22 protein-coding genes are annotated in these 20344 nt (G+C 34.6%); 16 read left to right on the top strand and 6 right to left on the bottom strand.

Going from position 1 to position 20344, the window contains the following annotated elements:
- Positions 1 to 115 precede the first annotated feature (115 nt).
- Entirely contained in the window at positions 116 to 2239 is a 2124-nt protein-coding gene (locus FH144_RS00900; RefSeq protein ID WP_242313289.1) for an amidase domain-containing protein, read from the bottom strand.
- Between the two features lie 212 nt (positions 2240 to 2451).
- On the opposite strand from FH144_RS00900, the gene FH144_RS00895 reads away from it, so the two are divergent.
- Positions 2452 to 5268, top strand: a complete 2817-nt coding sequence (locus tag FH144_RS00895; protein ID WP_242313288.1) for a YhgE/Pip domain-containing protein — start codon at positions 2452 to 2454, stop codon at positions 5266 to 5268.
- A 96-nt stretch (positions 5269 to 5364) separates the two neighbouring features.
- Here the strand turns inward: FH144_RS00895 and FH144_RS00890 are convergent, their stop codons facing one another.
- Positions 5365 to 5910 (bottom strand): hypothetical protein, encoded by a 546-nt coding sequence (locus tag FH144_RS00890; protein WP_242313287.1) that lies wholly within the window; start codon positions 5908 to 5910, stop codon positions 5365 to 5367.
- A gap of 202 nt (positions 5911 to 6112) precedes the next feature.
- Between FH144_RS00890 and isaB (FH144_RS00885) the strand changes: the two genes are divergently transcribed.
- On the top strand, positions 6113 to 6643 hold the full coding sequence (gene isaB / locus FH144_RS00885; RefSeq protein WP_107507300.1) for an immunodominant staphylococcal antigen IsaB family protein: 531 nt from the start codon (positions 6113 to 6115) through the stop codon (positions 6641 to 6643).
- A 152-nt stretch (positions 6644 to 6795) separates the two neighbouring features.
- Here the strand turns inward: isaB (FH144_RS00885) and FH144_RS00880 are convergent, their stop codons facing one another.
- Positions 6796 to 7206, bottom strand: a complete 411-nt coding sequence (locus FH144_RS00880; protein ID WP_242313286.1) for a YolD-like family protein — start codon at positions 7204 to 7206, stop codon at positions 6796 to 6798.
- A 316-nt stretch (positions 7207 to 7522) separates the two neighbouring features.
- On the opposite strand from FH144_RS00880, the gene FH144_RS00875 reads away from it, so the two are divergent.
- A complete protein-coding gene (locus FH144_RS00875; RefSeq protein WP_242313285.1) occupies positions 7523 to 7789 on the top strand; it encodes a hypothetical protein in 267 nt (88 codons plus the stop codon).
- 306 nt (positions 7790 to 8095) lie between these two features.
- Positions 8096 to 8629, top strand: a complete 534-nt coding sequence (gene isaB / locus FH144_RS00870; RefSeq protein WP_107506976.1) for an immunodominant staphylococcal antigen IsaB family protein — start codon at positions 8096 to 8098, stop codon at positions 8627 to 8629.
- A gap of 55 nt (positions 8630 to 8684) precedes the next feature.
- Here the strand turns inward: isaB (FH144_RS00870) and FH144_RS00865 are convergent, their stop codons facing one another.
- Positions 8685 to 9761 (bottom strand): YkvI family membrane protein, encoded by a 1077-nt coding sequence (locus tag FH144_RS00865; RefSeq protein WP_242313280.1) that lies wholly within the window; start codon positions 9759 to 9761, stop codon positions 8685 to 8687.
- Between the two features lie 223 nt (positions 9762 to 9984).
- Between FH144_RS00865 and FH144_RS00860 the strand changes: the two genes are divergently transcribed.
- The 4 genes from FH144_RS00860 to FH144_RS00845 all read left to right on the top strand — a co-directional run bounded on the left by FH144_RS00860 (position 9985) and on the right by FH144_RS00845 (position 14384).
- Complete coding sequence (locus FH144_RS00860; RefSeq protein WP_107506978.1) at positions 9985 to 10446, top strand: arginine repressor; 462 nt, start codon at positions 9985 to 9987, stop codon at positions 10444 to 10446.
- Between the two features lie 360 nt (positions 10447 to 10806).
- The gene (arcA, locus tag FH144_RS00855) at positions 10807 to 12042 is read left to right on the top strand and encodes an arginine deiminase (protein WP_242313268.1); all 1236 of its coding nucleotides are present in this window, start codon (positions 10807 to 10809) and stop codon (positions 12040 to 12042) included.
- Between the two features lie 183 nt (positions 12043 to 12225).
- The gene (gene arcD / locus FH144_RS00850; protein WP_107506980.1) at positions 12226 to 13659 is read left to right on the top strand and encodes an arginine-ornithine antiporter; all 1434 of its coding nucleotides are present in this window, start codon (positions 12226 to 12228) and stop codon (positions 13657 to 13659) included.
- Positions 13660 to 13697: 38 nt separating this feature from the next.
- The gene (locus FH144_RS00845; RefSeq protein ID WP_242313266.1) at positions 13698 to 14384 is read left to right on the top strand and encodes a Crp/Fnr family transcriptional regulator; all 687 of its coding nucleotides are present in this window, start codon (positions 13698 to 13700) and stop codon (positions 14382 to 14384) included.
- 152 nt (positions 14385 to 14536) lie between these two features.
- On the opposite strand, the gene FH144_RS00840 is transcribed toward FH144_RS00845, so the two are convergent.
- Positions 14537 to 14794: a type II toxin-antitoxin system Phd/YefM family antitoxin gene (locus FH144_RS00840; RefSeq protein WP_198611803.1), complete on the bottom strand. Its 258-nt coding sequence runs from the start codon at positions 14792 to 14794 to the stop codon at positions 14537 to 14539.
- A 167-nt stretch (positions 14795 to 14961) separates the two neighbouring features.
- On the opposite strand from FH144_RS00840, the gene FH144_RS00835 reads away from it, so the two are divergent.
- Positions 14962 to 15723 carry an alpha/beta hydrolase gene (locus FH144_RS00835; RefSeq protein ID WP_242313264.1) on the top strand — a complete coding sequence of 254 codons (762 nt, stop codon included), beginning with the start codon at positions 14962 to 14964 and terminating at the stop codon, positions 15721 to 15723.
- A 92-nt stretch (positions 15724 to 15815) separates the two neighbouring features.
- Entirely contained in the window at positions 15816 to 16811 is a 996-nt protein-coding gene (locus tag FH144_RS00830; RefSeq protein ID WP_242313262.1) for a LacI family DNA-binding transcriptional regulator, read from the top strand.
- A 49-nt stretch (positions 16812 to 16860) separates the two neighbouring features.
- Here FH144_RS00830 and FH144_RS00825 read toward each other — a convergent pair whose 3' ends face one another.
- Positions 16861 to 17226 (bottom strand): DUF4870 domain-containing protein, encoded by a 366-nt coding sequence (locus FH144_RS00825; protein ID WP_242313260.1) that lies wholly within the window; start codon positions 17224 to 17226, stop codon positions 16861 to 16863.
- A gap of 157 nt (positions 17227 to 17383) precedes the next feature.
- Between FH144_RS00825 and FH144_RS00820 the strand changes: the two genes are divergently transcribed.
- The 6 genes from FH144_RS00820 to FH144_RS00795 all read left to right on the top strand — a co-directional run bounded on the left by FH144_RS00820 (position 17384) and on the right by FH144_RS00795 (position 20332).
- Complete coding sequence (locus FH144_RS00820) at positions 17384 to 18343, top strand: helix-turn-helix transcriptional regulator (RefSeq protein WP_242313258.1); 960 nt, start codon at positions 17384 to 17386, stop codon at positions 18341 to 18343.
- 62 nt (positions 18344 to 18405) lie between these two features.
- Positions 18406 to 18558, top strand: a complete 153-nt coding sequence (locus FH144_RS00815; RefSeq protein WP_242313256.1) for a hypothetical protein — start codon at positions 18406 to 18408, stop codon at positions 18556 to 18558.
- A 112-nt stretch (positions 18559 to 18670) separates the two neighbouring features.
- A complete protein-coding gene (locus FH144_RS00810; RefSeq protein ID WP_242313255.1) occupies positions 18671 to 19024 on the top strand; it encodes a hypothetical protein in 354 nt (117 codons plus the stop codon).
- Positions 19017 to 19460: an ImmA/IrrE family metallo-endopeptidase gene (locus FH144_RS00805; protein WP_242313253.1), complete on the top strand. Its 444-nt coding sequence runs from the start codon at positions 19017 to 19019 to the stop codon at positions 19458 to 19460. The genes FH144_RS00810 and FH144_RS00805 overlap by 8 nt, the downstream gene beginning before the upstream one ends.
- Positions 19461 to 19473: 13 nt before the next feature.
- Positions 19474 to 19740 carry a hypothetical protein gene (locus tag FH144_RS00800; protein ID WP_242313251.1) on the top strand — a complete coding sequence of 89 codons (267 nt, stop codon included), beginning with the start codon at positions 19474 to 19476 and terminating at the stop codon, positions 19738 to 19740.
- Complete coding sequence (locus tag FH144_RS00795; protein WP_242313250.1) at positions 19730 to 20332, top strand: hypothetical protein; 603 nt, start codon at positions 19730 to 19732, stop codon at positions 20330 to 20332. The genes FH144_RS00800 and FH144_RS00795 overlap by 11 nt, the downstream gene beginning before the upstream one ends.
- The last annotated feature ends 12 nt before the right edge of the window (positions 20333 to 20344 follow it).

Genomic DNA, 20344 nt, shown 5'->3' with positions numbered 1-20344 from the left:
CAATACTAATTAAAGTTGAAAATGAGTTTTAGTACCTATGTATCTCAATTAATTACATCTATAAGAAAAGACTGCAACATTTTTCGTAAATGTTGCAGTCTTATTTTCATGTATATTATTTAGGTTCAATATAATGTAATTCTTGAGCTATATCTGAATCAATTGAGCGGTAAGACACGATGCCTAGACCTTTGACGTTGGATTCAGAGATGATGATTGAACCGTCATCATTTACCTTTTCAACAAAAGCAACATGACCGTACATTTCATGGGCACCGGCTTGTCCTGCTTCGAAGACTACAGCGGTATGTGCTTTCGGTGTTTGAGTCACGTTATAACCATCATCTTCAGCGCGATTATCCCAGTTATGCGCATCGCCCCAACCACGACCGACATGTTTGCCAAACTGTTGTGTACGTTCATAAACATACCACGTGCATTGACCTTGTGGATATGGTGATGAACTATCCGTGATACTAAATGGCTTAAAGTCGCCACCTGACACGTCTGTACCATTCGAAGTCGCCTTAGCATAACGGTTTAAATTAGGCATTTTTTTCTTATCAAATGCAGTTAAATCATAGTGCTTAATCAATTGATTTAACTTTGTCGCATAGCGAGGGTCTGTCGCGTACGTACGACTCAACTGACGTGTAGCCGCTTGATAGGTTGCAGCTTCACTCTTCCAAGTCGGCTTGTAAATCGTTGGATTACCATCGATACCATGTTTAATCAACTCGGCGTAATCTTCTAATGATGCTTTAAGGTTAGGATATTTTCGAAAATGAGCACTAATACTGAACATAGAATGATCCTGATCGGCTTCAAGTGTATTGAAATTCACAGCTTGTCCTTTATAACTACCTTTAATACCAAATAAATTATAATTTGGTGCTTGAGCTAATGCACTATTGCCAGAACTCGATTCTAAAATAGCTTGAGCTATCATAACAGAAGCATAAATGTCTTTCTTCTGTCCTAAATCATGTGCATCTTTAGCAATTGATTTAATGAACTCGCGTGTATCTTTATTCTCAACAACCGCGATATCATCGTCGCTTACGCTATTACCATCAAGGCGTGGTAAGGTTTGGAACAGGCTTGTTGAACGCGTGTTACTTTGTTTAATGTCTTGTTCAAAGGATTGTGCTGGTTCACTTTTATGTTCAAGTTCTTTTTTAGTTGGCAATTGAGGATTTGTCGTTGATGACGCTTGATTGTCCATATCCTTAGCTTTATGCTCTTTCTCTTTAGCTTGAGTTGATGACCCATTGTCTTGCGCCTTTTCATAATCTTGATGTGTTTCAGTCGCATCTTCACTATATTTATCAAGAATTGAGTCTATGGCTGCATCTGACAAACTATCACTTTTAGCATGAGAACTTGAGTTAGTATCGCTATCTTCTGTCGAGGCTTCATTGCTTTCAGAAGAAGAACGTTTATGTGATGCCTGACTGTCAGTATCTGTATTATCGGCGTCTTTATCCTCAGTAGTCTCGGATGCTAAATCATCAATAGCATCTAAGGCTTCGCTTACACTCGCATCATCGCTACTAGTATTTGGGTTTGACGCTTTATTTTCTTGTTTAGAAACAGTTGAGTCTTCAGTTGAAGCTGGTTCGCTGCTTGGTTTCTCAGCTGTGTCGTCTTTGTTGATTGTACTATTTTGAGTAGAACGTTCATCATTGTTATTGGTGTTGGATGCTTCATTTTCAGAAGAAGTGGCTGGTTGTTCATAATCTGAAATATCACTATCGAAATTGAATAAAGATGCGATTAAATTAGTAAGACTGAAACCATCTTCATACTGATTAGGATCTAAAAATTTAGATACCGGTTCCCCGTTGAAATCGCTAATATCGAAGACAGGGGATAAAGGAGTATGATACGTGTTCTGTTGATGTGACGTCTCTTTCTCGTCTTTAGCCGGCGCTTTATGTTCCTTAGATGAGCGTGGCGTGTACTTCTTAGTGGATGTTGCCTCGTCATCTTGAGTTTCAGCGCTTTGGGTATCTTCTTTAGATTTTTCATTTGAATGAGCATCACTATGTTCGTGATTGTCAGTAGATTTCACTGTCTCATCTGTCTTAGCCTCAGATGTTTCACGATTCTGTTTAGTAGGCGCGTCAGATGTTGTTTCTTCGTTTGAGTTCTCTTTTGCTTGCGCGATATTTATTGAAAATGGTGGCAACACCAGGGTAGTTGTTAAAAAATAAAGCATTAATTTGTGCTTGGACATTGATAATGTAATCCTCCTAACCAATGTAATGTGGTGGTATGCGAACAGTTAATAATTTGGTATAATGCTTATTGTAATTTATATAGTTGATACATATCAACTAATGGTTATTTTACTTAATAAAAATATTATACTAACTCTACAAAGTAAAAAACAATGCCAAAAACATTTTTAATATAAAATCTTAATATTTCCTTTTTAGGAGTGTGGAAATGAAAAATGCACTAAAATTATTTAAAACGGACTTAAAACGCGTCGCCAAAACGCCTGCCGTCTGGATTATTCTCGCAGGGTTAGCTATTTTGCCGTCATTCTACGCATGGTTCAACTTATGGGCGATGTGGGATCCTTATAGTAATACAGGACATATTAAAGTCGCAGTAGTAAACGAAGACCAAGGGGATAAAGTTCGAGGTAGAAAGATTAACGTCGGGAACACCCTAGAAGATAATTTGAAAAAGAATGATAAATTTGATTGGCAATTCGTTAGCCGTGAAAAGGCAGACCACGAAATTAAAATGGGAAAATACTATGCCGGTATATACATACCTAAATCATTTTCGCACCACATTACCGGTACACTACGTAAGAAACCACAACAAGCCGACATTGAATATAAAGTAAATCAAAAAATCAATGCCGTCGCACCAAAAATGACAGATACGGGTTCAACGGTTATCGTCGACGAGGCGAATAAACAATTCAATGAAACCGTCACTAAAACGTTACTTCAAGAAGCCAATAAAGTAGGGCTACAAATAGAAGATGAAGTGCCAACGATTAATAAAATTAAAAACGCTGTCTATGCCGCGCATAATTCATTGCCGAAGATTAATAAAATAGCCGATCGCATCGTCTATCTTAATGAGCATCAAGACCAGTTAGATGAATACGCGAATAAATTCCGCGCGCTTGGTAACTATAAAGGCGATATTTTAGACGCCCAACAGAAACTCAATGACGTCAACGCGGCGATACCATCATTAAATGAAAAAGCTAAGCTTATTCTTGCTTTAGATGCTTATATGCCTAAGGTTGAAAAGTTACTTGATGTAGCTTCAAACGATATCCCGGCACAGTTTCCTAAGCTAAACAGAGGCGTAGATATTGCTAGCGAAGGCTTAGATTTAGCGGATACGCGCTTGAACGATGCACAGGGTTATCTTACACAGGCCCAACAACGTGTTGGAGACTATCAAGAAGCCGCTAACCGGGCGCAAGAAGTCAACGGCCAAGCCAATAATGTGTTACGCCAACAAAGTACTGCAAGCATGCCTAAGTATGTTGTGACGCCGTTAAGCACAGATAGTAGTAATGACGCCGTTAATGATAAACAAATTGTGTCTGACAATGATGTTAAATCGATGAATAGTGCCTTTGCGGAAGCACTCTTAGCGCTATCTAGCAACGCCGATACTCAGGCTAAAGCGACTCAATCCGATATCAAAGCCTTGAAGAATAGTACATACGGCGTGCTTGGTTCTAATCGACCAACCGAGTTTAATGAGACGTTGCGTAATATTACTTCCCGTCTTGAAAATAATGCGAAATACAACCAGCAACTCGTAGACATTTTAAAAGAATTAGAAAACAAAGAACATGTAGATTTATCATCCCAAATCAAAGAAATTGAACACGCTAATCAACGTATTAATGAGACATTACGTTCTACTAACCAACTTACTCAAGCACTAGGAAATGGTAGTTCGGGTAAATCTGAAGCGGTCAATGTATTACGTACGTTACCAGATTTAAATAGTGGCTTAAGCGACTATCGTGAGTTCATCAAAAAAGATCTAAACAACCGATTACTAGTCGTATCAAACGAGATTACTCAACAATTGAATCAAGGTCAAAACACCTTATCACGTGTTCAATCTAAACTCGACACTATTAATCAAGTCATTCAAGTAGGGCAAGATATTGTTTCTACAGGTCAAAACCGTGTCGCTACGATACAAAGTGAATTGCCAGCTTTAGAACAAACGTATATTGAAGCAATGCAAACGGCACAACAATACTTCCCAACAGTGAAACAAGATGTAGCGAAAGCAGCTGACTTTGTGCGTAATGACTTACCAGGGTTAGAACAACAATTAGCCAACGCAACTGCGACGGTAAACGCTAATTTACCAACGCTATTTAGTAAATATGATAACGCAGTAGATTTGTTAGATGAGAATCAACCACGTGCGAAAGAAGCGTTAACAAACTTGGCTAACTTTTCAGAGAACCGCCTACCAGGTATTGAAAAAGATTTAGACAAGGCTAATAAAATTTTCAAAAAATTAGATGACGATGATACAGTGGATAAACTGATTGACACACTAAGAAACGATTTGAAAAAACAAGCCGACGTCATCGCAAATCCAATTCATAAAAAACAAACCAATGTATTCCCAGTAAAAGATTACGGTTCAGGAATGACACCATTCTATACATCACTATCTATCTGGGTAGGTGCATTATTATTAGTCAGCCTGTTATCAGTCGACAACAAACACAAACATCTTGAAGACGAATTAACGAGACGTCAGATTTATTTAGGTAAGGGCGCATTCTTCGTCATGATGGGTATCATACAAACCCTCATCGTGACGACAGGAGACTTGTTCATCTTGAAAGCGCAAGTCGAATCTCCATTATTATTTGTATTGGTAGCGCTATTTGGAGCGATTATCTTCAATACTATTGTCTATACATCGGTATCACTCCTAGGTAATCCAGGGAAAGCTATCGCAATCATCCTATTAGTATTGCAAATTGCAGGCGGCGGTGGAACATTCCCAGTAGTAACAGCACCTAAGTTCTTCCAAACAATCTCGCCGTTCTTACCGTTCACCTACGTTATTGATTCCTTACGAGAAACAGTAGGAGGCATCGTACCAGAAATTTTAATCACAAAATTGATTATCCTGGCATTATTCGGACTAGGATTCTTTATAGTCGGTGTCTTAATTAAACCGATTCTAGATCCACTCATGCGTAAAATTTCTAAACGCATAGATGAAAGTAACGTCACAGAATAAGCACTTAAGTTAAGATTTTTGGAAAATGTAGCAAGTATCAAAACACAAATATAAGGCTAGGACACTCATCATATAGTTGTCCTAGCCTTATTTGTATTAATTGTCTTTATTATTTGAGTTACCTGACTTACCAGCATTTTGAGTTGAACTACTTTTATTTGTTGAGGTACTGCTTTGAGTTGAGTTCTTTGGTTGTGTACGTTGTTGCGTTGACGCTGGTTGTTGTGTACTTGGTTGTTGAGTTGTCGTAGCTTCTTTAGTACGTTTTTCTGAAGTTGCACTTTCTGAACTATTTTGTCTTGAATGACTAGCTTTATTTCCTTCTGTAGTTGATTGTTTAGTTTTAGTTTCTTGAGTTTGAGTTGTTACATTATTATGTTGTTGCGTTGAATAGTTTTGTTGAGTATTTACTGAGTTATTATATGTAGGCTCTGACTGCGCATTTTCACCGTTATCGGTATCATCGTTCTCTTCTTGTGTTCCTTCGGTAGACTTTTCCTTTTTATCTTTTTTATCATGTTTTTCTGTTTTATTATCATCGCTAACATTTGAACTTTTAGTGCTAGTTACCGCAAAGAATATTGAAAAACCTAAAGCTACCACAAGTAGTAAAATGACTATACCTGCTAATACTTTTTTCAAGATGTGGTCCCCCGTCCTTAATTCATTTCTTTCTCCTATTATAATAAAACTTCATAAAATAGATAGTATTTCCACAATTTTATAATATTAAATTTTGTTTACTAAAATATATGATAAATACATCTTAAGTACAGTGAATGTTTATAGGCAATGTGAGATAATATAAGTGAAGTACAAATCTAATATAGAAAGAAGGACTAACATGAATAAAGTAGTAAAAACTATTGCTTCAACAACTTTAGCATTTGGAACACTTTTAGGAGCTAGTACAGCTGTATTACCTTTCCAAGATACAGCGCACGCTGCAACACAAACAAAAGGATATCACTATTCTTACAATGGCTACGTTGATAAAGACGCAAAATTCTTAACAGATAAAAACTTTATCAAAGCTGTGAAACATGACAATGTGACATTTAGTGGAGTTAAACTTGCACCAACAAAAAGTGAAAAAGTTAAAGAAAAACACAACCAAAAATTTACTGGTCTAACTAAAGATGGTAAGAAAGCGCATAAAGTACAGTTTATCGTAAAAGGTGATTTAACATACAACCAACTTAAAAAAGCTTACGGCAAAGATTTGAAAAAAGTTAAAGGTAGCCGTGACGCTAAAGGAAGCGGTATTTATGTGTATAAACCTGTTAAAGACGGCCTAGCTACTTCATTTGTAATGAATGACAATCACGTTGTAGAAGTAGATATAAGCTATGAAGGCTTCACAACTAGTAAATAATTGAACAATAGAGAAACACATTTACAAAGTTAGTCTGATATATCCCTTATAGTTAATACTTTGACGAGTAAAACTATAGGGGATATTTTTATATGTATCGTTATCGCGATGTAATAATTATTTAGAAGGTACTACATTTAATGCTTTTTATGCTACGTAATATTACAAATGTTCTCTTTTAATAATTGATATGTTTGATCATTGTCATCGCAAAAGGTAAAGGAATTACTTAATTGATCAAACTTTAAAATATTGCCAGTATAATTTTGAATGTGACCATCTTCCCAATAATCTAAAGAACAGAGTTCATCCGTTTGAAGCTTTTGTTGAACAATATAATCTAAATGGCTTAAAGCATCTTCAGATAATGAAGGTTTTTTTATTTCATTTTGACTTTGAATAATTTTATTCAAAATTTCAAATTGTTCAGGTATGGTAGCGAACGGACTCCATTTAACATTTCTTCGACCTTCTGGAATATTAGGATTTAAATATTCTCTTGGTATTTTTCTATAATCGGTTTCATATTTATACTCGTCCGGAGCACCTGGATTAATTATCATTGTATACACCTCAACCTTATAGAGAACATACGTTCGTATAAAGTTATTATAGTTTATTTTCTCCTATATGTAAAAGGCAAAATAATATTTATTATTTTTGGTTCTTTGACTTCAACTGAGCTGAGCTATACTTTCTTCAATTACGTAATGTAAGGATCCTAATAATCATTTACCTTCTATAGAAAAGCTCCTTTAACAATTTGAAGTACTCTTTAATTCACTTACGATGCCATTTATCGCACTTTATCGCATGGACAAAGTAGGTAAAGGCATCCTAGTATGACAAGAACACTGCAACGGTAATGTCCCGGGAAATATGAAATTAATGTTTAATCGTCAGCTAAATCGTGACTTCGATTACAATATGGTCATCTTTGCGTATCATGAAGTGGCCCACAATAGACTATTTACGGCGCCTGAGAATATTGCTTTGGAAAATGAGTACTCAAACTTAACATTGATGCTACAAAAAATGGCTAAGAAGAAAACAACATATAAAACGAGATTACAGTTACAGAAAGATTATGCCAATGAAGTTAAACCAACGGCATTTATTAATACGTTGAATAAAGCAAGAAAATAATATAGTAGTTTGAATGAGAAAATAGATAGGGCCATAAGTCTAACAAAGGGGAAGTAAACTTATGGCCCATTGTCATTACATAATATAACTTTTTGTGAAGGAGTTAATGGGGATGTTACTCCTACGAATAGTATACCATAGTTGTATATAAATATTATTTAACGATTTGTGAAATTTAATTTCGCGTAATTTAGTATGTGATACAATTGAAATTAATTTAGTGTTAATTTTCCGGATAATAAAAATTGTATAAGTATAAGGAATAGAGTATTATATTTATAGTTAAAGAGAAAGAAGGCGAATATTTTGAGAAAATCAACAAAAGCGGTGGTAACCACAACTTTAGCGTTGGGCACATTATTCGGCATTGGAACAACAGGTGTATTAGAACAACCAGCTACGGCACACGCTGCAACTCACACAACATCTGCATATTACAATTACAAAGGTTATGCAGGTCAAGACGTATCATTTGTATTAGACAAAAACTTTAAAAATGCGGTTAAAGCTGAAAGTGTTACATTTAACGGTATTAAATTAAAAGATACTGATTCTAATAAGAATGTTAAAAAATATGATCAATATTTCAGAAACGTTGCTAAGAACGGTAAAACAGCATCGCTATTAGATATGAAAGTGACAGGTCACTTATCATTAGCGCAATTGAATAAAGTTTATGGTAAGGACTTACAAAAAATTGACAATGGTAAAAAGAATACAACTGGAATATACTATTACCAACCTAATCAAAATGGTATGACAGTTTGGTTTGATGTTGAAAAAGGTAAAGTAGACCGCGTGGTAATGGGTTATAGTACAGTTAAAAAAGCAATGAAATAATTAGACTATATATAAAAACTGAGACATTGATGTGAAAATGTCTCAGTTTTTAATTTTACATTAATTTTTTAGAAGTAGTTTTGTTGTAAATCCAACGTACTAATAGGGCTACAACGATGAAGAGACCGATGTAACCGACGATAGGAAAGACGAAGTTAATTAAATCGGCAAATCCTACAAAGCTTAATGCGAAAGCTAAAGCTAATGATGCGATTAATAGAATGAAGTAACGCGTCGTACGGAATTCTGAAAAACGTGTAAGGAATGGATAAATCATACCTACACAACTATTAAAGATAACGCCTACCATTACAGCTGACATTAAAATACCAAGCCATGGATGAATATCATTAGCTAATAACAGCGTTGGAATATCCACAGAATTCGCATTTTTAATATTAGCTAAGAGTCCAGCAATCATAATTAATAATAAAATACTAAACACGAGACCACCGTAAAAGGCGCCACGTCGTGCTATTTTATGATTGCTTGAATCTCCACCAATAATTGTTAAGAAACTAAAGCTATTACCTATAATAATGCCACCGTATAAAATCGCATCCCACCACCAAGCATGAGGTGACTGTGTTTTAGATGGATGAATATGTTGTGAAACTTCATCAAATGGAATAGTAGGATTGATAATGTTATAACCTGCAATAATAAAGACTGCGATAACTAGGAAAGGTGTGACGATGCCTAAGAAATCAATAAGACGATTGAAATTAAGTAATAAGACTACAAACAATAAGAGCACAATCGCCAATGAACCTACCCATACAGGTAAATTGAAACCTTGTTTAAGCGCAGAACCTCCGCCGGCAATCATTACGACCGTTAAACCAAATAAGAAAAAGACGATTAAGTAGTCAATAATCGTGCCGAAGACCTTTCCAAATAATTTATGTAGCGAAATATCATACGTATCCGCATCTAAACGATATCCTACCTTTGAAATTTGACGTGTCCCAAACGTCACAATGACCCCGGTAATAATAGCTGCCACATAGGCATAATTACCATGGTTTACAAAGAATTGTAATAATTCCTGACCAGTCGTGAAACCAGCCCCAACAATAAAACTTAGATAAGCTAACATCAGCTTAATTGTCGTTTTATTATCCTTACTCATAAATATATTCCCTCCTCAATGTTTACAATATATAGGTTAACATAACATCAGAAATAACAAACCTTTGCCCCAATTTTAGTTTTTGTTTTTTGAAAAGGACAAAGTTGAATATGTAGAATTCATGAAATCGCAATACAACTCACTATGAAAAATGATAGGTTAGAGATATAGTATAAACAATTCATAGCCTCAGAGAGATATATAGAGTAGAGGAGTTAAGAGTATGAAGAAAAGTAAACGTTTAGATCTTATCTCAATGCTTGTAAAACAAAACCGTTTTTACAAAAAAGAAGATATCGCAGATTATATTGATATGCATTTTGGAATCCGCTATAGTGTCACGACGATTGGGCGAGATCTAAAGGAATTAAGAATATTTAAAATGCCCGTAGCAGGCCATCAAGCATATTATAAAAAGTTAGATAATACACATCAAATGGATGCCAAAACTAAATTAGAACATTATTATCAAGAAGAAATTCAAGATATTGTGATAAAAAATAGCTATTTAATTATTAAAACCTCTCCTGGATTTGCTCAATGTATTAATTTCTTTATCGATCAAATGGATATAGACGAAGTCCTTGGAACAGTGGGAGGTAATGATACATTATTGGTCCTCACTTCCTCTGAAGAGATGGCGAAGTATGTACATTATAAATTGTTTGGTTATAAATATACGTAAAATTGTATATTTAGATTGATTGTTATGGTGACGTAGCCATAATTAGTAAGATGTATAAAATACGCACAATAGGGTATCTCTAGTAATATCATTTTCAAAATAAAAAAGAAAAATTGAGAATGATTATAAATGCAGAATGATGTATAAAAGAACTTTATTAGTTAAAAGACGACATCATAATGTATGAAATATACATAATAACTTAAGAATAACTAATAAAAACGTATATTCACTCAGAATAATGCATTGAATAACCAAATAGTATGAAGAAGCACACATTTATAATGTGAAATTAATCGCACACTTAAAATTGAAAGCGTTTTATACTCTAGTTGTAAAGAAATAAAGGAGGAAATGAATATGACTCAAGGACCAATCCAAGTAAACAGTGAAATCGGTAAACTCAAAACAGTATTACTTAAACGACCTGGTAAAGAATTAGAGAACTTAGTACCAGATCACTTAAGCGGGTTATTATTTGACGATATTCCTTATTTAAAAGTAGCACAAGAAGAACACGATAAATTCGCACAAGCGCTTCAAGATGAAGGTGTTGAAGTTGTATATCTTGAAAAGCTTGCTGCAGAAGCTATTGCTGACAAAGCAGTACGTGAACAATTTATCGATGATATTCTTGCAGAATCCAAAAAAACAGTGCTAGGTCATGAAGAAGAAATCAAAAAATTCTTCTCAAACTTATCAGATCAAGAACTTATCGATAAAGTGATGGCTGGTGTACGTAAAGAAGAAATTAAATTAGAAACTACACACTTAGTTGAATATATGAATGATCGCTATCCATTCTATTTAGACCCAATGCCTAACCTTTACTTCACACGTGACCCACAAGCATCTGTCGGTAGAGGCATGACAATTAACCGTATGTATTGGAGAGCACGTCGTAGAGAATCTCTATTTATCACATACATCTTAAAACATCATCCTCGCTTCAAAGATGCCGATGTGCCTGTGTGGTTAGACCGCGATTCAAGCTTCAACATTGAAGGTGGAGACGAATTAGTACTTTCTAAAGAAACGTTAGCAATTGGTATTTCTGAACGTACATCAGCACAAGCTATCGAACGTTTAGCTCGTAACATTTTCAATGATGAAACAACAACATTCAAAAGAGTAGTGGCGATTGAAATTCCAAATAGTCGTACATTTATGCATCTAGATACCGTATTTACAATGATTGATTACGACAAATTCACTGTACACTCAGTGATCTTTAAAGAAGAAAATAACATGAACATCTTCACAATCGAGTACGATGAAGCGAAAGATGATATTAAAATCACACATTCAAGTAAATTACGTGAAACACTTGCGGAAGTATTAGGCGTAGATAAAATCGACTTTATCCCAACTGGTAACGGCGATGTTATCGACGGTGCACGTGAACAATGGAATGACGGTTCAAATACATTATGTATTCGCCCAGGAGTTGTTGTGACTTACGACCGTAACTACGTATCTAACCAATTACTACGTGATAAAGGTATTAAAGTTATTGAAATTACAGGTAGTGAGCTTGTTCGTGGACGTGGGGGCCCAAGATGTATGAGCCAACCACTATTCAGAGAAGACATTTAGTATTTAGATAATTTAGGACTAGTTTGAAAAGGTAAGGACCAAGGATTAATACTACATTACAACTGCATATTTATTACTAAGACACAAGGAGTGGACTTGAAGCGACAATTAAATATGTAGAGCTTCAAGTCCTTTTTTTAAAAAGTAAACTAACAAGACCTTTCTTATAAGGGGAAATGACATATGAATAATGAAACAGACACAAACAAATTAGGTAAAATGTCTCTCATTGGTTTAGTTATCGGATCTATGATTGGTGGCGGTGCGTTCAACATCATTTCCGACATGGGTGGACCAGCAGGTGGTCTAGCAATTACAATTGGTTGGATTATCACAGCCATTGGTATGATTTCACTCGCATTCGTCTTCCAAAATTTAACAAACGAACGTCCGGATCTTGAAGGCGGTATTTATAGTTATGCGCAAGCAGGATTTGGTGATTTTATTGGTTTCTCAAGTGCTTGGGGCTATTGGTTTGCAGCCTTTCTTGGGAACGTAGCTTATGCGACATTATTAATGTCAGCAGTCGGGAATTTCTTCCCAATCTTTAAAGGTGGAAATACCTTACCAAGTATTATCGTGGCTTCTATCTTATTATGGGGCGTGCACTTCTTAATTCTTAGAGGTGTTGAAACAGCAGCCTTTATCAACAGTATCGTAACAGTAGCCAAATTGATTCCAATCTTTTTAGTTATTATCTGTATGATTGTTGTCTTCAACTTCGATACATTTAAATCTGGCTTCTTTGGTATGACAAGTGAAGGCATGGGCGTGTTTAGCTGGGGCGATACGATGTCTCAAGTTAAAAGTACAATGCTTGTAACCGTATGGGTCTTCACTGGTATTGAAGGCGCAGTCGTCTTCTCAGGTCGTGCGAAAACGAAAAAAGACGTTGGAACAGCGACAGTTATCGGTTTAGTGTCAGTACTAATCATTTATTTCTTAATGACTGTATTAGCGCAAGGGGTAATTCAACAAGCGAATATTTCTAAACTTGCAAGCCCATCAATGGCCCAAGTATTAGAACATATCGTTGGCCACTGGGGTTCTGTCCTTGTTAATATTGGATTAATTATCTCTGTATTAGGCGCGTGGCTTGGTTGGACATTGCTTGCCGGCGAATTACCATTCATCGTAGCGAAAGATGGTTTATTCCCTAAATGGTTTGCGAAGGAAAATAAAAACAAAGCACCGGTCAATGCACTGTTAATCACAAACATCTTAGTACAGTTATTCCTAGTGAGTATGTTGTTCACAGATAGTGCCTATCAATTCGCATTCTCACTCGCATCAAGTGCCATCTTAATTCCGTATATGTTCAGCGCATTCTATCAATTGAAATATACGATTGAACATAGAGGACACGCTACAGTTAAGCAATGGACAATTGGTATTATTGCTTCTATCTATGCCATTTGGCTTGTCTATGCAGCAGGTATAGATTACTTATTATTAACGATGTTGCTTTATATCCCAGGACTCTTCGTCTATAGTTTCGTACAACACAACAATAAGCGACGTCTATCAAAAGTCGATTATCTACTCTTTGCATTAATTATTGTACTTGCCATCATAGGCATTATACGTTTAGCTATGGGTAGCGTTTCAGTATTCTAGTAGATGATGAAATCTTGAAGTTTTAGGAGCGTATCACTATGACTGAAAAGAAATTTTCCAACCAAAATAAAGAAACAGAATTAGATTATGGCTTCAAACGATTGGCATCTTACATGAATATTCCAACGGGCGTTATACATGCATATAAAGATGAATGTTTCGTACGTCACTATAATAGAGGCCAAGTGCTGTATTATTCATCAGATCAGCCTGCATACGTGTATCTATTATTAGAAGACAATGTTTTGCGTGAAACATTTGATGAAGATGGCAACGTCTATCGCATATTAAATAAAGAAGAAGTGCTCTTTCCCTTAACCCATCTATTTCATAAAGACGCATTAAATGAAATGTGTACAGCGATGACGGATTGCTATATTATCGGCATGCCTAAAGACTTATTGGAGTATTTATGTAAGAATCATGATGATATATTTATTACACTTTTTGAAAAGTTAAACGACACACTAAGACTACAAATGAAATATAATATGGCGTTAACGACAAAGTTAGCGAAAGAACGTATAGAGAAAGTATTATATTATCTATGCTATGCGATAGGGTATGACAATGAGGAATTTTACGAAATCAAGCAAGTTATGACGATTCAATTATTAAGTGATTTGTCAGGTATTTCACGTGAAACGACAGGTCATATTGTAAATCAGTTGAAAGAAGATAAAGTGTTACTTAAAAATGGTAAAAGCTGGATGATAAGGAAATAAAAATACTAGAAGTCATATAGAAGCAGAGCATTGATAAATAAATGTCTAGCAAACTACTTAAGGCGTTAGTACAATCACTAGCGTCTTGTTTTGATTAAATAAATAAGAAATAAAGTGTAATTAATAAACCAAAGACGAAGCGTCTAGGAGAGTTAAAGGCGAGCCCAATCTATATCATCGATGTCAGTATACCCACTGTTATCATTTAATCTTTCTCTAATTTTGTTCATTGTACCTGTAGATTCGAGATACAAAGTTTCTTGGATGCTATTCCATTGTTTTTTTCCAATTATAACGGCATCTCTTTGATTGTTAGAACTACTAATAATGATTGGCTCTTCTTTGTCATTGACTTGTTTAAGTAAATCGTAGAATTCATCTTTAGCTACAGTTGAAGATTTTATATTCATAGAAGATTGCTCCTTTCAAAATATGTGCTTATATTATAAACTGTGATAATCAGAACGTCTACATTTAAATTAACATTTTACACAAATATTTATTTAGTAACTAAGTCGCTCGAAAAAGTGTAAAATAGTTATATTATAGATTTTGTTTGGAAAGGATGAAACTTATCATGGCATTTATGACAGTAAACTATTTATCACCAACGTTAGGAATGAACCAATCGTTTACAGCGATTATTCCAGAGGATGAGAGTTTCTTTAAACAATCACAATCTCCACAACCTTTAAAAACATTATTACTTCTACATGGACTCTCGAGTGACGCGACATCTTATCCACGCTTCACTAGTATTGAGCGTTATGCCGAAGAACATCATCTTGCGGTCATCATGCCTAACGCTGATCATAGCGGCTACGCGAATATGACATACGGCCATAGTTATTACGATTACATACTAGAGGTGTATCACTATGCACATCAAGTCTTCCCACTTTCAACACGACGTGAAGATAACTTTATAGCAGGTTACTCGATGGGTGGTTATGGCACGATGAAATTTGCCTTAACACAACCAGAGTTATTCTCAAAGGCATCACCTCTCTCATCAGTCTTTCAAGCTCAAGATTTAATGAACTTAGACTACTCAGACTTCGCACCTAAAGCTATTACAGGAGAAGATACGAATATCAAAGGTACAGAATTAGACACCTATTATCTCGTAGATAAAGCTATTGAAAATGAAGCAACCCTACCACAACTATTGATTCAATGTGGTACCGAGGACTTCTTATACGAAGATAACCAACAATTCATGGCCTACTTAGATGAAAAAGGAATTTCTTATCAATACGAAGAAGGCCCTGGCGCACACGACTATGCATTCTGGGACAAAGCCATCAAACGCACCATTGAATGGCTAATAGAAGAGTAAGGAGCGCTCTGAAAATTAATTTCATTGTATTGACAAAGCCTATTTAACAACCTATCATTAAATGTGAAAACGTTTTCATTAAGGGTGATGGTATGGCAACAATTAAAGATGTAGCTCGAAAAGCTGGTTTATCAGTGACAACAGTGTCACGCTATTTAAATAATCATCCTTATATTACGGATGAAAAGAAACGAAAGATTCAACAATCAATGGAAGAATTAAATTATTTTCCTAATTCATTAGCAACACAATTACGTTCAAATAAATCTTTTACAATAGGGGTCATCGTTCCACGGATTACTAATCCGTACTTTGCTTACTTAATAGATGCGATTGATCAGGTTATTAAAGATACACCGTATCATACACTTATTATGCAAACATATAATAATAAGGAAGAAGAATTACGCTTACTCAATATGTTTAAACAACAACATATTGCCGGGGTAATAATGGCATCACTTGAAAATGAAATAGCCATCATTGAAACATTTTCAGAATTTGGGCCCATCGTCCTCTCAGCCGATCAATCAGTACAATCTGACAAAATAAAAATTATACATACAAATCAACGTCAAACCACCTATGACGCGATTCAATATCTTATCGATAAAGGATATAAGAAACTAGCATACTGTACGGATAATAATTACTTTGGACATTGTTATAATAAACCACGAAATTTGGGTTTCCGTGAAGCTATGGAAGACAATGGCTTAGCTATTAGAGAAGAATGGATATTTAATAATATACATACTATTGAAGATGGGGAAAAGGTTGCTGAAATACTCTTACATGAAGAGGTGTTACCCGACGCCATATTTGCAGGAAGCGATGAGGTTGCACTAGGTCTAATACATTATATGACGGAACATCATATTGAAGTGCCAGAGCAAATTGCGATTATGGGGTATGACAATCAACCTATTTCAAGTCTAATTAAGATTTCTTTATCTACCGTCAATCAACCAGTGAATGCAATAGGCAAACAACTCATAGAATGCTTACTTGCTATCCTTGAAGATACAGAATTTACGATAAACGATGAAATATTAAAACTGGATATCGTTGAACGTCAAAGCACATAAAAAACAACGCCTACCAATTGAAACAATCCAATTGGTGGGCGTTGTTTATCTATTTTAGAATTTCAATGCTAAATGGAACGACGTAATCTTCGCCTTTATTTGTTGAGACAAGTGCTAGGATTGTGTAGATGATTTCTGCAATAATAATGACGAATATTGTTAAATAACCAATTAAGACCATCATTAAAACCATACTCACAATTGCATAAATTGAATAACTGATAGCGTAATTAAAGTAATTTCGTCCTTGCTGATTAATATATTCAGACTCATCTTTCTTCATCATCCAAATGACTAATGGCCCGATAAATCCAGTAAATATAGAGGTAATCCAGATTAACATAGTCATCGTCTTTTCATTTTGTGACACTTGACCAAATGCGTGCGGGTTCTTCGATTGATTTTGTAAATTCATACTTTGATTTCCCAACTTTCTACGTGATTTGAACTTCTTGAGATAAATATAAACTATAGGTGTGTCAATTTTTGTCTATTTAAAAATATGCATCTTACATTTTTAAGTTAGTTATAGTTAAATAAAGATAATCATTAATATTAAGCGAGGAAAAATTATGACTAAAGCAACCGACATTTTAGAGCTATATTTGAAATTAATGTCAGGCGAACGATTAACTAAAGCACAAATTGGCGAAACGATTAGTAATAAGTCGGCTCGAACGGTACAACGTTATATAGCTAATTTAAATGAATTCTTAACAACAAGAAGAGATACCGAATATTTGAAAAATGTAATGAACCCAACTGATAAAAAATATGAGATGCGACGAGATGATAATAAATCATTTGATAAGGAACAAATTCTAGCAATATTAAAAATTCTTATTGCTTCGCGTGGTTTATCTAAAGAAGAAATAAGACATGTGATCGACAACTTAACTGAGAAAATTTCCGATAATAATCGAGAAAAAATAACAAAAGCGATTAATTCTGAATTAATTCACTATGCGCCAATGAACCACGGAGAACCGCTATTTAATAAAATATGGGAACTAAACCAATGTATACAAGAAGGTAAAGCGATTGAGTTTGAATATTTTAATGCGATGAATCGTGGCCGCTTACATAAAATCAAGCCTATGTATATCACATATTCTGAACTTTACTTTTATTTAGTAGGTGTGAATGAGAAAGAGCAGGTACTCATTTTCAGGGTGGATAGAATTCAAGAATATAAAGTGATTCAAGAGACTATTCAGGTGCCAAGTTCTCCGTATATCAAAGAAGGGGAATTGAAAAAGCGTATTTACTTTATGTACGGTGGTGAATGGAAGAAAGTTACTTTCGAGTTTAATGGGGGCATCATTGAATCTGTACTAGATCGCTTCCCAACAGCACAATTATTGAAAAAAGATTACTCCAATAATCGCTTCGTAGTAGAAGTCGAAGTGATTGGTGATGGCATCTTAATGTGGTTATTATCTCAAGGTGCACGTATTAAAGTACTCTCACCACAAAATTTGAAAGAAAAGCATATCGCAGAAATTAAAAAAATGTTATTGAATTATGAGTAGACAAATTTTGACTACCTAATGAGGTATACTTTTCAACAAATAACGTTGTGAGGTGTGCAATTATGATTAAATTAGATTATGAAGCTAAAAAACAAGCTGAAAGAGCAATGTTGAAACCTAAACTATTAAGAACTAAAGAAGAACAACTACTTGTAACCTTTTATAAACGCGAAGTATTTGTGGAAAAGCAAAAACCAAAGAAGTTTCTAATATAGTTATATTAATATATTGTGAGAAAACTATATTTTTACTATAAAAAGTATAGCAAAACTTTTGTAAAAAACTTATAATAAGCATGTGTCATTCATAATGAAAGTAGGAAATTAAATGATACCTAGGTTCACACAAGTCGAAATAAGTAAGCGCATTCAAAAAGAAATAAATAAAAGTGAATTAGATATAGATATATATGCAATGGAACACAGTTATAATCTTGATACTTTACATAAACTGTTGAACCCATCGCTAATATGGATTGCACAAGATTATAAACTCGCATCAAAGATTATAGATATCGCGCCTGAACAACTATTGGAGCAGTTACCGCAAGAAGAATTAGACAGTATTTCTTTTCGTGCATTAGATAATACTGATGAGATTAATCAAAAAGTAAGACAACTAGACGATATCTTCCAATTACTGACCTATCAATTAAAGATTGGAAGTGACCTACATGACTGAGACATATCGAGAAACGATTGAGCGTATACGACCTATAGCTGAACAATTTATCTCTGAACATAACATTCAGTATCCAATCATAAATAGTATCGAACTACTTTCTAAAATGGGCTATTACATAGTAAAAGCACAAGCGCCAAATAATCTATCTGGGTTTTATATGAAGAAAGATCGCTTTCCATTTATCTTTGTTAATTCGAACCATAGTAGAGGGCGACAAAATTTCTCATTATGGCACGAAGTATATCACCACTATATGAACCATCAAAATGGGATTAGTGACTTTAATTCTCAATCATTAGAAGAGAGAGAAGCAGAAATTTTCGCCGGAATCGTACTCTTACCTGATGCAGAAATTAAAAAATGGATGGATACTTATGGCGATATTATGCAACCTGATATTTTAGCTAAGATGAGACGTCTATTATCACGTTAGTTTTAATGCAGCAATGATTCGTTCAATGCAACTTAACCCAATTCCTAAAGAGCTATATCAACAGCTAAAATCTTTATCTCGTATTGATAATTCTAAGCAATTGTATGCAATTTACATTGAAAATGGACTAAATACCGAGATTTTAGACCCAACTGAAGATATACAAATCTCATCTAATATTATGAATATTTTAGAAAAAAATTATAGCGATGGTTTAGTTTCTGGGGCAAAGATTAATGAAATTATTGAGAAAATTGAGGGACTCAACAATGGACACTAAAGTACTGACGCCACCTATTGTAGATACAGATATTTGGGTGTACTTAACGTTATCAGGGTATTATCAACGCATTATCGACTATTATGGTTACTTACAATTTTCCGACGTAGTAGAACAAGAAATTATGAACTGGCAAAAAAACTCCGAAGAATTTTCAACTATAGCAAAGACCTTTGAAAGACTTAAAATGACTCAAAGTGTAAGAGTTATTCACTTTGAAAATTTTGATACATTTACGCAAGCAAGCATTAACCACACTTTAAGCGAATATGGATTAAAAGAAGTAGGTATCATCGAAAAGAATAAAGGTGAATTTACAAGCTTACTTTACGCACTACATACCGATATTCATCGCTTTAAAACTAACGATCGTAAATTTAAAGAAACGATTGAAGACCACATTGATGAAACCTTTACCTTCGTCAATTGGATTAATATTCTAGACAACTATAGCACCAACTTTAAAGAAAAACTCGAAACACAAAAATTAGTTGATAGAAAGCAACTAAAAATGAAACAACAAAACGAAGCACACAAACATACTAAACAAGATCCAAGATGGGATAAATTAAAACAATTAATCAAACAATGAGGAGAAATAATA

This window comes from Staphylococcus sp. acrmy, assembly GCF_022690565.1.
GTDB classification, from domain to species: Bacteria; Bacillota; Bacilli; order Staphylococcales; family Staphylococcaceae; genus Staphylococcus; species Staphylococcus caledonicus.
Note: the sequence above shows the minus strand (reverse complement) of the source record. Positions and strands in the feature narration are given on the sequence as shown.